The 14,143-nt window shown below is 55.9% G+C and carries 11 protein-coding genes; 1 reads left to right on the top strand and 10 read right to left on the bottom strand.

Annotated features, from left to right (window positions below):
• Positions 1-17: 17 nt before the first annotated feature.
• The 10 genes from tssJ to AC6RA8_RS00730 all read right to left on the bottom strand — a co-directional run bounded on the left by tssJ (position 18) and on the right by AC6RA8_RS00730 (position 11,312).
• Positions 18-479 carry a type VI secretion system lipoprotein TssJ gene (gene tssJ, locus AC6RA8_RS00685; RefSeq protein ID WP_500350202.1) on the bottom strand — a complete coding sequence of 154 codons (462 nt, stop codon included), beginning with the start codon at positions 477-479 and terminating at the stop codon, positions 18-20.
• Positions 476-1,798: a type VI secretion system-associated FHA domain protein TagH gene (gene tagH, locus AC6RA8_RS00690; RefSeq protein ID WP_500350203.1), complete on the bottom strand. Its 1,323-nt coding sequence runs from the start codon at positions 1,796-1,798 to the stop codon at positions 476-478. The genes tssJ and tagH overlap by 4 nt, the downstream gene beginning before the upstream one ends.
• Complete coding sequence (gene tssG / locus AC6RA8_RS00695) at positions 1,795-2,790, bottom strand: type VI secretion system baseplate subunit TssG (RefSeq protein ID WP_500350204.1); 996 nt, start codon at positions 2,788-2,790, stop codon at positions 1,795-1,797. The genes tagH and tssG overlap by 4 nt, the downstream gene beginning before the upstream one ends.
• Complete coding sequence (gene tssF / locus AC6RA8_RS00700) at positions 2,787-4,655, bottom strand: type VI secretion system baseplate subunit TssF (protein ID WP_500350205.1); 1,869 nt, start codon at positions 4,653-4,655, stop codon at positions 2,787-2,789. The genes tssG and tssF overlap by 4 nt, the downstream gene beginning before the upstream one ends.
• The gene (gene tssE / locus AC6RA8_RS00705; protein ID WP_500350206.1) at positions 4,655-5,383 is read right to left on the bottom strand and encodes a type VI secretion system baseplate subunit TssE; all 729 of its coding nucleotides are present in this window, start codon (positions 5,381-5,383) and stop codon (positions 4,655-4,657) included. The genes tssF and tssE overlap by 1 nt, the downstream gene beginning before the upstream one ends.
• A gap of 3 nt (positions 5,384-5,386) precedes the next feature.
• Positions 5,387-5,923, bottom strand: coding sequence for an Hcp family type VI secretion system effector (locus AC6RA8_RS00710; protein ID WP_500350207.1), 537 nt, complete (start codon positions 5,921-5,923; stop codon positions 5,387-5,389).
• A gap of 40 nt (positions 5,924-5,963) precedes the next feature.
• The gene (gene tssC / locus AC6RA8_RS00715) at positions 5,964-7,469 is read right to left on the bottom strand and encodes a type VI secretion system contractile sheath large subunit (protein WP_500350208.1); all 1,506 of its coding nucleotides are present in this window, start codon (positions 7,467-7,469) and stop codon (positions 5,964-5,966) included.
• 3 nt (positions 7,470-7,472) lie between these two features.
• Positions 7,473-8,009, bottom strand: a complete 537-nt coding sequence (gene tssB / locus AC6RA8_RS00720; protein ID WP_500350209.1) for a type VI secretion system contractile sheath small subunit — start codon at positions 8,007-8,009, stop codon at positions 7,473-7,475.
• A gap of 24 nt (positions 8,010-8,033) precedes the next feature.
• Positions 8,034-9,155 (bottom strand): type VI secretion system protein TssA, encoded by a 1,122-nt coding sequence (locus AC6RA8_RS00725; RefSeq protein ID WP_500350210.1) that lies wholly within the window; start codon positions 9,153-9,155, stop codon positions 8,034-8,036.
• Positions 9,156-9,236: 81 nt separating this feature from the next.
• On the bottom strand, positions 9,237-11,312 hold the full coding sequence (locus AC6RA8_RS00730) for a serine/threonine-protein kinase (protein WP_500350211.1): 2,076 nt from the start codon (positions 11,310-11,312) through the stop codon (positions 9,237-9,239).
• A 149-nt stretch (positions 11,313-11,461) separates the two neighbouring features.
• Here AC6RA8_RS00730 and tssH point away from each other — a divergent pair, with 149 nt between their 5' ends.
• Positions 11,462-14,134, top strand: a complete 2,673-nt coding sequence (gene tssH / locus AC6RA8_RS00735) for a type VI secretion system ATPase TssH (RefSeq protein WP_500350212.1) — start codon at positions 11,462-11,464, stop codon at positions 14,132-14,134.
• The last annotated feature ends 9 nt before the right edge of the window (positions 14,135-14,143 follow it).

Raw genomic sequence — 14,143 nt, forward strand, 5'->3', positions numbered from 1 at the left:
GTGACTTATCGTCCTTATTAAGAAACCGAGAGGCCAGAGCCGGTGACCGAGATGTTGAGCAGTACATCGCCGGTCGCAGGCAAGCCTTGCGTCAAACGGAACACCTTGCCACCGGGCTGACGGAACCCAGCGACAATCCCAAGGGTCGAAGCGCCTTGCTGCACCTCGACCGGGAATGTCCCTTGTGCCGTACCGCCGGGGGCCAGCACCAGTGTGTCCGCTCGCACAAGATCCGCGGCGAGAGCGCTCTCCGGATCCTGCAACGTCGCGAAATCCACACTGGAGAACTGATTGGCGGACCGCAGTTGAACCAGCGTCACCGTCAATGGTCGTCCACTGCCATCAGGACCGGGGTTCGCACCGGCGGTCATGTTGGCCGTTGCCATAATGGAACCGGGTACGGGCTCATTCGCCAGGCAAGCTGACAGAAAGGCGAAACCTCCCGCTGAGAGAATAGCATTGCGGCGTGTGAATGTCATCTTGGTGTCTCCTTCCCATTGCCTTCATAGGCGTCGCGAAAATTGTCACCGACCTCACCGAGAAAACGTTCTTCGGCGGCGCGGGCGATGTCCTTGTATTTTTCAGTGTAGGTCTGCCAAAGCTGAGCGGATTTGCCCCCTGCAAGCAAAGCTTCAAGCACGCCGGTTTCGGCAATTTCCTTTTCAATCTGTTCTGGATCGAACTGATCAATCATGCGCCGAAGTGCCGATTGCAGTGCGTGCCATGTTCGCAATTGGTGATCAGCCAGATCGCGGTAAGCGCCCACAATTGCATCTTCGGCGGACTGATAGCCTGGCCTATCGCCGGAGATCATGGCGTCCAGCGCATCATCGGCCGTGGCCAAAAACTTCAGCGGGTTCACGTCTGCGCTCGAGATCAACGTCTGCGCCGCACGGACCTGTTGTTTGGCGCTTGCCCGTGCCCGCAGAAGCTGCATCACGCCGTCGATCAGAAGGCGATACTGACGCCCTATTTCGTTGGCTTGCGTTACGGGATCAGAGCCAAATGCTTCTGTTCCCAGGCCCATTCCTTTGAGCAGAGCAGCCAGGACCTCATCATCTGTGACGGTTTTGACGGTTTCTGGCGGTGTCGCCGCATTCGTGTCCTCGGGCTGAGTGCCTGCGGCGAATTCCACAACCACTGTGTCTTCCCGTTCCTGGTCCTGGGGTTCTGCAGGCGTAATTGCTTCATCACGTGAAATGGGGGCATCGAAGTAGCCGCCGGAGGATGGAACCGCCGCCGGTTGCGTCCTTTCCCCAAGGTCCAAATCAAACGGATCGTCGAGGCCAAAAGGTTTAGGTGATGATCTTTCGATCTGCTCAGCGCCCGTGTGCCCCGGCGCGCGATCATAGGGGTCAAACGGATCGGGTAAGCTCTCAGGGCGCGGAGCAGGTTCGGGCCGAACTAGCGTATCATCTTGACCAAAATCGAATGGCGAAGGTTTGCGTTGCCGTACTTCCGGATTTTCATTTGGGACCGTGTCGGCAGCCATATCGACCCGGAAGACGAAATCTCCCATACGCAAGCGCATACCATCTTCCAGCACAACTGAATTGCCAGTCCCCAACGCGGTTTCGGAACCATCCACAAACGTTCCTCCGCGACTTGCATCGGTTGCCGTCAGTTTTCCATCGGCCATCGCCAGAATGCAGTGACTGCGGGACAAGTAACGTTCAGGGTCATCAAGCTGCCAGTCGGCAGCTGCACCCCGCCCAATCACAACTTGCCCAAACTCGTAAGTGAAGCTCATGCGGGCCTGTGGTGTTGCTGCGCTTTCTATGATCAGATTTACGGTCACGCTGCATCCTCCAAACGGAAGGTCACTTCGTCAGCGTCGCGGTCCCTCTTGGGCAAGATCCAGGCGGTTCGGCCCAATTGGCAACCTCCGAGACGCGCAGCTGGAACCTCGGCACGATCCAGTACAAGCCGAATGTCAAAGGTGACGTCATGTCCGTTTGCAAACAGGATAGCATGACGGATAGCGGTGCGCTTCTTTGGGTCGTCCAGAAGCTCTTTGAACTGCTGAAATGAAAGCGGCCCAAATCGCAGTTCGGCCCGATGTTGACGCGAGAAACACCGCTCGCCGACTACAACTGCGGCGCCGAGTGTGGAATATGCCATTCCGAGACGGCTTTGTTGATGACGCGGGATTTCGCCCCAATGACCGACAAATTCATTCAGAGACACCGGCGCGCCAGCTACGTCTTCCAGATAGCTAACCAAACGCTCTGGCGATTGCGTGCGCACAGCGAGCTTCGTGGCATGCGCAAGTTTAGCTTTGTCATGATCGGGATCGGGCGTGCCAGGCAATCCCAACCCCGCTAGGCTGGCAATGATTGCGGGTGTGCGCCCGTCACCACGACCCGCTTGGACTTCGGATTGCGCATCGGCCCATGCGCGCCAGTAGAGAGCAATCAATCTATGCTGCAGAACATCCAAAAAATCTCGAAACGCCGTGTCAGATGTGACCCCATCACTGTCGCCTGCGAACCAACGGTTCGACAGGCGCGCCATCACCCATCGGGTCATGAAAAGCGGCATGGGACCCTCAGGTCCCAGCAAGCCAAGAACGTTGGCACTAACCTGTGTTTGGTCGCCGTCGACAGAAACGCTTTCGACATCGCGTGTCGCAAAGGAAAGTCTGATGTGTTGACCCAGTCGCGCAGGCTCGTTCTCCGGTCCGCCCATTGCACCAAACCGACGGCCATCGGTTTCCTCAATACGCCGGAGAAGGGCGAAGAACTCGCTGCACCCTGCGTCACTTGCAATTTGAGCGAGAGTATCGCTCATATCATCGCGCGATTGCCGAGGCTGAGCGGCCATGAGACGTCCTCTTGCGATCCAATGAGAATGGTTTTTGTGCGAACAACGGCATTGATGGCGGCATGGCGACGAAAAAGCTGCGCCAGAATGGCGGACATCAACAGACGTGAGTGTCCGGCCAGCACTGCCTCATCAAGGCTGAGACCAATTTCGGTCCCTTGTCCGAAACACATGGGGCCGGCGATTGGCAGGCGCTCCATTATTGGTTTAGCAGAAATGGAGCGCAGCGCTTGTGCGTGGCGCTTCAAAACTGGATCACCTCGATCTGCATAAAGCGACAATAGCGCCCGAATGGGTTCCGCATCTGTGAAAGTCTCCGTGAGTGAAACTTGATTCAGTGCCATTTGGCTGATCCAACGCCATGCAATCTCGTCACGACGCGTTTCGCGCGCGCTGGCGGACGGCAGCGTCGCTTGCAAGCTGGCCCTGGGGCGTTTGATTGCCTGCAGCAAAGTGATGTCATCCACAGGCGCACCAGTCTCGAGTGTTAAGACTGGGGTGTCATCCAAAATCGGCAAGTCACGGTTGGTGCATAGGGCACGGATGTCTAAACGACGAACGTCGCGCGTGGCGGCGGAACCATCGTGGCTGAGCGCGATATAGAAATCATCACCTGGATAAGACGTTCGCATCTGCCCACGCCGAATTTCGTCTTCCACCGGACGCCTTGGGCGTCTTTTCGTGGCATAGGATAATCGCGAGCCTTTATCTGATGTGGCAGCAAAAGAAGATGGGATCGCGGATTGCGGTCCATCTGTTTCCACATCTTCGACGCGCAAGAGCCGGAATATCTCAAAGTCCATTGTGCGGGTGCGATCCGCGTGGACCAGATGCGCGGTTCGGGCCCGGTCCAATTCCACGACGTTGCATTCACGTTCAAAGAGATTGACGATGGGTGTTACAAAAAGCTGGAAGTCTTTGACCGAAAGGTCCGCCAGGTCAGGTTGTTGTTTGTCCAGAAGGATGATGATGTCGACCGAGCCGTCTGATTTCCTTACGAAACTTTGCAAGCCAGTCAACCGGACATAGTGGAAACGTTCCGGCATCAGAAAGTATTCGCGCAAAAGGCTGTAGCCCTGAAACGACTCCGACACAGGCGGCAATAGAGTCTCCGCGAGTGCCGTTCCGATCATCTCAATACGGCCAGCCTGAGAGTATCCTTCGCTATTGCCACGCGCCACCAAAGTGGTGCCGTGCCCATGAATCGCGTCAAACAACTGTCCGCCGCGCGCTTGATGGCCAAGATACAGGTCTAACTGATCAATCTCGATCTGGGGCAACGGTATGGCGGACGCAGAGCTGAGCTGAAGTTTGATCCCTGCCGCGTGGCGAGCGCCGTTCAAGTCGTCTCCCAATCCGGCCGCTTGCAGCGCTCCGATATCCTGCAGGTATTCTGTCGCCTCGATCTTGATCGGCCAAAGAGTTACGTCTTGCGTAGTCGTGTACCGGGCGCGCGTGGCAAGACCATCGCGCAGCCCGGAAACCATGCTGGTTCCCCGCGGTACCGTATACCCCGTAACCATTTCCTCGACCTGGTCTCCAGGCGAAAACTTTATAAGCGACATCGCAGGCGCAGGCGCCACCAGATCGGGATACAGCGCGTCCAGCAACGCTTGCACATAGCGACTGCTTTCCGCGTCAACTTTCAGACGTGTCCGCGCCGACAGATATGCGACACCCTCAAGCAACCGCTCTACATAAGGATCCGGGCAGGGGACGCTATCAAGCGATAGGTTGCGCGCCACGGCAGGGTGAAGTTGCGCAAACTCCTTTGCGAGGTCTCGGATGTGTGTCAGCTCATCTTCATAATAGCTGAGAAACGTGGCATCCATCAGCGATCCTCCAGCACGGTGGCAGCCGATCCGCTATCAAGATCAATAGTGGTCGATAACCTGAGCCGCTCTGGCGTGGGCGACAGCATTAATGTGGCATCCACATCAATACGCATGCCGATCTTTTCGCTTTGACGGATGTTGATCCGGATACTGTCCGGTTTCAGCCGCGGTTCAAAATGGATCAGCGTTTGCTTCAATTCTCGTCGCAAGGTGGATTTGTCGAAATCTGTACTTGTACGGCCGGCAAAGGATGGAACACCGTAGTTGAGAACCGAAGTCTGGACCTGCGGATAGTCCGCCAGCAGGTCCTTCGCGGTTTGATATCTGTTGGCTTCCCGATCAGTCATCATCGGTTCGGCTTCCATACGTTCCACGTTAAACAGCATTTCGATGTCGCGCCGCACGGCTTCTCGTAGAACCTCTCGTGTCACCATTATGCCACTGGCCTGAATGGTGCGGCGTCGGTCTTGTTTCTGGGTCAGCTGGAACAGGCGTTTCTTGGTGTCGTCGTCCAAAACCGTGTCGTCAGCAGATGCAGACACGCCATGTTCCAGAAGCTCATCAAGTTTTTCCGCGCCACCAAGATCTTTGGCAAGGCCGCGACGAAGTGAATCAATCTCCGCATCTAACCCCGGAAGATCGTTGACCAACCGATCCCAAAGCGATGGCTGAAGCGCCTCGCTTTGGGCCTGTGGTTCGCCAATTGATCCCCCTCTGGGCATCATAAATTAGACGCCCGCGGCGATGTCGAATGTGATTTCGTGTTCATCACCGGCGGAGTGGTCATCAGCCTGAACCGTGTACTTGTAGGTCACGTTCTCAAACACAACACCGATCTCTTCGAGAATTGTGTCGGTCGCTCCGTCCGAGAAACTGTCGGCGTCGGCATCTTCGACGTAAGAGTCCTTGCCGAGGTTCGCGCCACCGGCCATGCGGAACGACGAGATCGTGGCGTTCTCCATGGTGATGATGAGGTAGTCCAAATGCGCGTCACCGCTGTCCTTGCGTATGGCAAGAGTCATGGATGTAAAGGATTTGCCCTGCATACAAGCCAAAGCAAGATAGGCCGATGCGGCATCCTTGGTTTTGGTCAGTTTCACAGCACCGACTTGCGCACGGCTGCGAGACCGTCCGCGCCCGATTTGTGCTGATGCGGCTTGGGCGATTTTCCACTCGACCCCAACGATATCAATTTCGTCTTCGTGATCAGCCCGTTGCGATTCACCCTGAATTTCGTCGATGAGAAGGTAGCCAGTAATTGCCATTTTGAAATTTCCTTATGCCAAAAGGTGAAGGCGAGGGCGCTTATGCGCCCTTCACCGATGGAAGTTCCGAAACCAGCCGGAGCGACGCATTGATGCCTTCAAGCTGGTAGTGGGGGCGGAGGAAGAAACGCGCATTGTAGTAGCCGGGGCGGCCTTCAACGCTATCCACCTCTACCTCGGCTGCGGCCAACGGACGTTTTGCCTTTGCCGTGTCGTCCGCCATTGCCGTGTTGGCCAGCACGTAGCGGTTGATCCACTCTGAGAGCCAAACCTGCATGTCGGCACGCTCCTTGAACGTCCCGACTTTGTCGCGTGCGATCGCCTTGAGGTAATGCGCAAACCGGCTGACCGGGAACAGGTAGGGCAAGTTTGCAGACAACCTCTCATTGGCTTGCGCATCAGGATCAACAAGGCGTCCAGCGCGGGCCTCGTCGTCCTGCAGGCTGTGCGCTCCGATGAAGGCAGCGGTATCGGTATTCTTGCGGTGAAGAATGGGCATCATGCCCAGCTTCGCAAGCTCCGCTTCTCGGCGATCGTCAATCGCGATTTCGGTTGGGCACTTCATCGCGACAGAGCCATCGTCGGTCGGGAATGTGTGCACGGGCAGGTTCATCACCGTGCCGCCGGACTCAACGCCACGAATCTGGGTGCCCCAACCATAAAGCTTGTGTGATCTGTTGATGTTGACGCCCATCGCGAACGCGGCATTCATCCAGACATAGTTCTCGTGATTGCCCTCAATCTTTTCCTCAAAGTCGAAGCCCTTCACTGGAACGGTCTCGGCACCGTAGGGCAAGCGACCCAGAACGCGTGGCATCGTGAGCCCAATGTACCGGGCGTCTTCGCTTTCACGAAGGGATTGCCAGCTTGCGTAGTCAGGGGAGGATACGATCTGTTCCAGATCCTGCGGGTTTGGCAGCTCTTGCCAGCTGTCCATACGGAACAGTTGTGGGGCTGCAGCAGCGATAAATGGAGCATGTGCTGCGGCGCAGATGCCGGACAAGTTGCGCAACATACCTACATCCTTTGGATGCTGCGAGAACTCGTAAGCGCCGACGATGCAACCAAAAGGTTCACCGCCGAACATGGAATACTCATCGGTGTAGACCTTCTTGAACATATCGGCCTGATCCCACATCTGGCCTTCGAAATCCTCAAGGTGGTCCGCAAGATCCTCCTTTGTGATGTTCATCACTCGGATCTTGAGCTTTTGATCCGTCTCAGTGTTGTTCACCAGATAGTGGAGACCACGCCATGTGCCTTCGATCTCGCGTACCTCAGGGGCATGCATGATCTCGTTCATCTGATCGGTCAAAAGACTGTCGATACCGCCAATCAGAGATTTGATTGACTTGACCGCATTTCCGGAAATCGTCGCAGCACCGCTGCGCTCCTTCGCTGCAAGTGCTAGGTTCCCCACAAGGTTTTTCAGCTTGTCGCTTTCGCTGTCCTTGATCCGGAAATCCTTTTCCAGAAGAGCGGAGAATTCACCAAGATCCAGCGTTTCTTCTTCCTTTGACGCGCCTTGTGCTTCTGTATCGGCCATGGCTTAACCCTCCTCTCCGTCTTTGTTGCTCATCGCAGCTTCTGCTGCCTCCGCCAAAAGCGGCTCGTTCGCCAAAAGCTGAGCAATTCGCTTCTCGGCGTCGACGCGCCCGTCCATGTAGCTCAGCAACTCTTCCAGTTGCTGCCGCATCTTCAGCAGCTCATTCAGCTGGGGCACCTGTTGCGCCACTTTGTCCGGAGTGAAATCTGACATGGACTCAAAGGTCAGATCGACAAACATCTCTTCGTCTGCTTCTTCGCCGTCCTTGCCAGGCAAGGTGTTTTTTACCCTTGCCTTTACGCGTGGCGCGAGCGCTTCCATGAATTTCGGGAACCGGCCTGCGTCAGTCTCGACAAATTTTCGTTCGCCGATGGGCCTCACAGCTTCCTTGCTCTCAGAAGCCCCGGCGAGGTCCGCAACCACTCCCATCACGAACGGCAACTCAATCGTCGTCGGGCTGCCGTAGTGCTCTACGTCATATGCAATCTGCACTCTTGGCGCGCGATTACGCTCTATGACCTTCTGTTTGCTGTCTGCCATGATTTGCTACGTCCTTCATTGAAATTACTTTGCTTTGCCGTTGCCAACACCAGCGACGTTTCTGAATTCCTTGATCCCGCTGGGTGCGATTTCTTCCATCAACTCGATGAAGTTCATTGGAACCATACGCCGCATTCGTTCCGCCAGATGGGGGATCGGGCTGCTTGGTTCGGTACGATTGTAAAATTCGATAATCTGAGTGAGGCTGGCGATCACGTCCTCGCGGCTGTTGACGCCTGAACTGTATGTCTGTTGCGCCGGGGCCGTTGGTGCAGGCCCGTTTCCTGTTCCCGACGTGGCCATCTGTGTGGTTGGATGTTCGCTCGCATTTGCTTGCATGTTCGCCTCCATCACCTGTTTGGTGCGAGTCAGAAACAGCTCAAGTTCCGGAAAAATGAGGCCTGTACCGTCCTCGAACTTGCCCAATGCGGAGTAGGCCTCACAAAGCCTGGCAAGCTCAGCCAGAGCTGTGGCGACGTCGGCCTTCAGGGTGTCTGCAACGTCTGGGTCTTCTGTTGCAATGGCGCGGCACGCCGCAATGACGCGCGCTTGGTTCTTTTCGTGGCGCGCTAGTATTTTGACCTTGTCCTCTTCAGACAATCCTTGCGGCGCTTCGTTGATGCATTCGAAATCGGTGCGTGCGGCGTCCGCCATATTTTGGCCGGTGATAATTCCGATACCGCGCGGTTGCAGCAGGGCGTTCATTTCCAAATCGCCAAGGAGCCCGTTGTCATCGTTTTCGAGCTGTTTGAGCGCATTTGTGCGGCGCAAGGCAGCATCCTTGGGCGAGTCCCTGTCACGCAACATCGGGTGCACGCTATCCCAGTATTGGTCCAGTGTTTGCGTGATCAGCTGCAATCCCTGCACAAGCCCGGCAAGTCCGTTTGTATTGCTGAGCGCGCGAACGACAATCACCAAGAGTCGCAAATCTCGACCTGTCTCAGCCAACGTTGCGGCATCATCAAAAAGGTCTTGCCATCCCACATTTGCAACCGTGGGTGGATCGTCTTCACGTTCCGATTTACGAACTTCGCGCGCTGCAGGTTCCAGCTGTCGTTCGATCGCATGAAAAGCGGCCTCGTTGCGCAGATCAACGCCAGAGGGGGATTCCGAGTCCACAGTACTAAGGAAGCCAGACAGCTCCATACGAAATTCCTAGACAAAAAAGCTACAACAAAAAGTGACTTGAGCTTTGTAGAAATGTCCGATTCGGTCAAATTTTTCCTGTCACGGGCGTGCGTCAATGATGGAAAACCTGACCGCGCGAACGTTCTCAGGTCGGGTTTTCATGACCCCTTCCAGGGCCTCGACGGTGCCGTCCACACTCATTGTTGTTGGGTACAGACCGTCGAACAGTGATTCGTCGCTCAAAATCGCGATGATTTCGGACTTCCCGTAATTGGTGTCGGCAATGCGCGTCGCGGCCTTGCTGTTGTCGGCAAGGAATTCGTCAATCGTGTGCAGAACGCGTATCCGACGCAGCCCGCCCTCCACCTCTGCCATTTCGGCGATGCGGTACTCTTGTCGGTTGATGTTGGGCACCAGATGGAACAAAGTTCCGTCCGGGTTCACTGCCATCACCCAGAGCGCACCATCAGCGTATGTGTCGGGTATAAGAATATCCACGACAGGGTTTTGACCTGTCGTGAAGACACCAGAGAGATTGCGTTCGCCGGTTTCGCCATTGGAGAGGGCGATGGAAACATCGCCAATTGGAACATCGTCCAGGATTTGCCGGATTGCGCAAAGTTGTGGGTTCAAGACATCCACCTGAACGTTCAACCCGCGTTCACCGATCTGCGGTGTCAGGCCGTCGATCAGAGCAGTGCGTGTTGTGACGTCGGCGACCTTGCCCTGAACGTCAATTGCTGCGGTCAGTCCAAAGCGACCATCCGTGTCGCCGGACACCTCGAGTGGACCGCAATCCGCCAAGCCAGACAGCTTTGACTGTATGTCAGCCAACGTCACAACAAGTGGCCCAGCGTTGAGGTCGCTTGTGATCGTCCACCCTGTTGACGCAGCGAATGTGCGCAGATTTTGGATCACTGTAGATTTTTTATCCACGTTGGCGGCCAGACCAGTAATCTGGGCCGTGCGTTCCAAAACACTTAACTCGGCACTCTCCAGAGGCGCGAGAACTGAGATGATGTCGGAGGCGTTCTTTATCCACTGATCATCTGGCACGCCGCGCGCCAGAGTGATGTTGCCAATAGGAGCTGCGCCAAACGCGGCGGTGACGCTCGTCCTCAAGGCGGTTGCATCCTCGTCAGTTGGAGCAAATGTCGTAAGCGCCGGTGGGCCTGAAGTATCGAATTTGAAATCCAGCTTGTAGGTCTCAACGGGAGCAGGGGGATCGAAGGCACCGCCAACCCATAGGGCGCCTCCTACCACTACCACGCCCAGCGTTGCCAAAACTGGGACCAAAGCCCGCTTCTTGCGAGGTTCTTTTTCGAGTTCAGTCGATCGACCGGACGGAGCAACCGCCATGTCGACATCACGCAGGATTTCGGCCGCACTGGCGGGGCGACTGTTCGGATCCGGCGCGGTGAGCCGGTCTATGAACCCTTTCAGTTTGTCAGGCACTTCTGCTGTATCGAGTGCACTTTGCTTGCGGCGAATGATCTCGCCCACAGCGGCGCTGGCGAAAGGTGTTTCGCCGCGAAACGCTGCCAACAGCGTGGCACCGAGGGCATAAAGGTCCGAGCGTGCGTCGACGTGACCGTCGATTTGTTCGGGAGCAGAATACTCATACTTGCCCGCGAAATCAGATCCGACGACAGTTTTCGCACCAGAAGCGGTGTCTTTTGCGATGCCAAAGTCTATGATTGTTGCCTGAGCAGGATCGCCTTCCTTCAGGATAATATTGTCAGGCGAAAGATCGCGATGAATGATGCCCTTGTTGTGGGTTGCTTCCAGGCCTCCCAAGACGCGGTGCAGAATGATCAGCAGTTCCCGCTCAGACATCTGTCGCCGCGCCATTTCATCTGACAGCGGCGGACCGTCGACAAAATCCATCACCAGAAAAACATGGCCGTCATCAGAAAGGGAGCATTCCGTGTAGCGCACAACAGCATCATGATGGATTGCGCGAATTTGCTCCTCACGTTTCATCAGTTCGATGTAATCGGCATTGCCAGAGAAGTTGCGATTCAACGCTTTGATGGCGACCTTCCGACCCGTAATCTGATTAGATGCCAGATACACCTCGCCGGTGCCGCCGCGCCCCAGGATGCGATCAACTTGATAGGTGTTGTTCAAGACCTGCCCAACGGTGAAGATGTCGCCCGGCAACTGACCTGTCATGTATCAACCCCTCATAAATTCTTGGGATTCCGGTTTCAAAAATGTCTTTATCTTTGAATTCACGATAGGTTAGCCTGACTGTGGGCGCGACATTTTTTTTGCCCGCTTGTGTTTTGAAGAAGTCCATTTTCCAGAAGGAGGGTCTGAACATGGCCCAATCTGCCGCGTCCGGTGCGATCAAGCGAAAAGAGCTTGTAGGCAAGCTCAACCCACTGTGCCTAAAAAGCTTTTCTGCTGCGGCTGGCGCCGCCAAGTCGCGTGGAAACCCTTATGTTGAGCTTGCTCATTTCGTACACGCCATCGCTGCGGAGCCGCAAAGCGATTTGAGTCTGTTGCTTGCCGCATCGGGCGTTGATCAGGGCAAGTTGGACGCCGATCTCACCCGAGCCTTGGACGGTCTACCCTCTGGCGCAGGCGCGGTCGAGGAATTCTCCGATCATCTTTTCCTTGCGATCCGCGAAGCGTGGGCACTGGGCCAGTTGGAGTATGGTGATGAAACGGTGCGCTCGGCTTACCTGCTTCTTGCCATGCTCAAAACAGGGGTGTTGGAAGGGCTGTTGTTCCGCATCAGCTTGGAATTCGACAAACTGGATGGCGCCGCCTTGGCAGACCAACTGGACGAACTTTTGGCAGACAGCGTCGAAGGTTCGACGCCTGAAGCACCGGACAAGAAACCTGCACCGGGTGGACAATCGGCGCTTGAGCAATATGCGACCGATCTGACCGCAGATGCGAGAGACGGCAGGCTGGACCCGGTGATCGGCCGCGATCCTGAAATTCGCCAAATGGTCGATATTCTCATGCGGCGGCGACAAAACAACCCGATCCTGACTGGCGAAGCCGGCGTCGGGAAAACAGCGGTTGTCGAAGGTTTCGCTCAGCGGCTCGCCCAAGGGGATGTTCCTCCGCAACTGAAGGGTATTGCCCTATGGGCATTGGACGTAACGTTGATGCAGGCTGGCGCTTCGATGAAGGGCGAATTTGAAAAGCGGCTGAAGTCCGTCGTTGACGAGGTGAAGTCTTCTCCGACACCGATTGTGCTGTTCATTGACGAGGCGCATACGCTGATCGGGGCAGGGGGGGCGGCAGGAACCGGCGACGCCGCCAATATCTTGAAACCGGCACTCGCTCGAGGTGAGTTGCGCACCGTCGCGGCAACCACATGGGATGAATACAAACAACACATCGAAAAAGACCCGGCGCTGACTCGGCGCTTTCAGGTCGTCAAAGTGGAGGAACCATCCGTAGAGGTTGCCACGCGGATGTGTCGCGGCGTCGCGGGCGTCTTGGAAAAACATCACCAAGTGGAAATACTCGATGAAGCCATTGCTGCTTCTGTCGAATTCTCTCACCGCTACATCCCGTCGCGCCAGTTGCCCGACAAGGCAATCAGTCTTTTGGATACGGCAAGCGCACGCGTTGCGGTATCTCAGCATGCAACGCCAGCCGCAATTGAAGACCTGACGCGGCGCAAGACTGCACTGGAACTCGAACAGGCCATTGCCGAGCGCGAACAAGTCATTGGCATTGACGCGTCGGACCGGGCCACCCAAGCCGCCGCCGATCTGAAAATCGTTGAGGGTGAACTGGAGCGCGAAAATGCCCGCTGGGAGGCTGAGAAGGCTTTGGTCGCCGATATTATTGATCTTAGGTCAAAACTCCGATCCACCGGACAATCAATCGACGCGCAAAGCGAAGATCAGGAGGCAGAAGAAGCCTTGGATCCAGCAGAACGTGAGGCCACCCTTTCCGAACTAAAATCGAAAATAGCGGAACTGACCGAGGAGCAAGGTGAAACGCCGCTGATCCTGCCATCCGTCGATACGGCGGCAGTAACGTCCGTCATTCAGGATTGGACTGGCGTACCCGCTGGTCGGATGATGGCCAGCGAGGCGGAAAAAGCACTGGAGATGGTGGAAACCATCACCAGTCGCGTGACCGGCCAGGATCATGCGATTGAAATGATCGCCTCGCGTATCCAAACCTCTTACGCCGGTTTGTCAGCCCCTGAAAAACCAATTGGTGTATTCATGCTCTGTGGACCTTCCGGGGTTGGCAAAACCGAGACCGCGCTTGCGTTGGCTGACATGTTGTACGGCGGCGAGCAAAACCTGATCTCGATCAACATGAGCGAGTTTCAGGAGGCGCACACTGTCAGCACACTCAAGGGCGCTCCCCCGGGCTACGTCGGCTACGGGAAAGGTGGCATTCTGACCGAGGCAGTCCGAAGACGACCCTATTCAGTTGTCCTGTTGGACGAGGTCGAAAAGGCTCACTCGGATGTGCATGAGATATTCTTTCAGGTCTTTGACAAGGGCATGATGGATGACAGCGAAGGGCGCCGGATCGATTTCAAAAATACGCTCATATTGCTGACGTCGAACTGTGGCACCGACGAGATCATGGCCATGACCGAACAAGGCAAAGTGGGCTGTGATCTCGACGATCTGACCGCATCGTTGCAGGAACCCCTGCGCAAGGTGTTCCCCGCAGCTTTGCTGGGGCGGCTTGTCGCCATTCCTTACTATCCACTGTCAGATGAGATGATCGAAGTGATAGCCGGGCACAAGCTCAACGCCATCGCCAAGCGCCTTGAGAAAGAGCATGATGCAGAACTGATCATTGGCGAAGGCACTCTCGAGCTGATCAAAGCCCGTTGCACCGAGATTGAGAGCGGTGGGCGAATGATAGATGCGATCCTGACGAACACTCTGCTGCCTCAGATGTCTCGTCAGCTTTTGGATCGCACGCTTGATGGGTCTAAATTGACGTCGGTCACGGTCAAAGGTGGCGATGACGGGTTCTCGTATGACTTCTCCTAGGGCGCGGTG

The organism is Tateyamaria sp. (assembly GCF_059783535.1).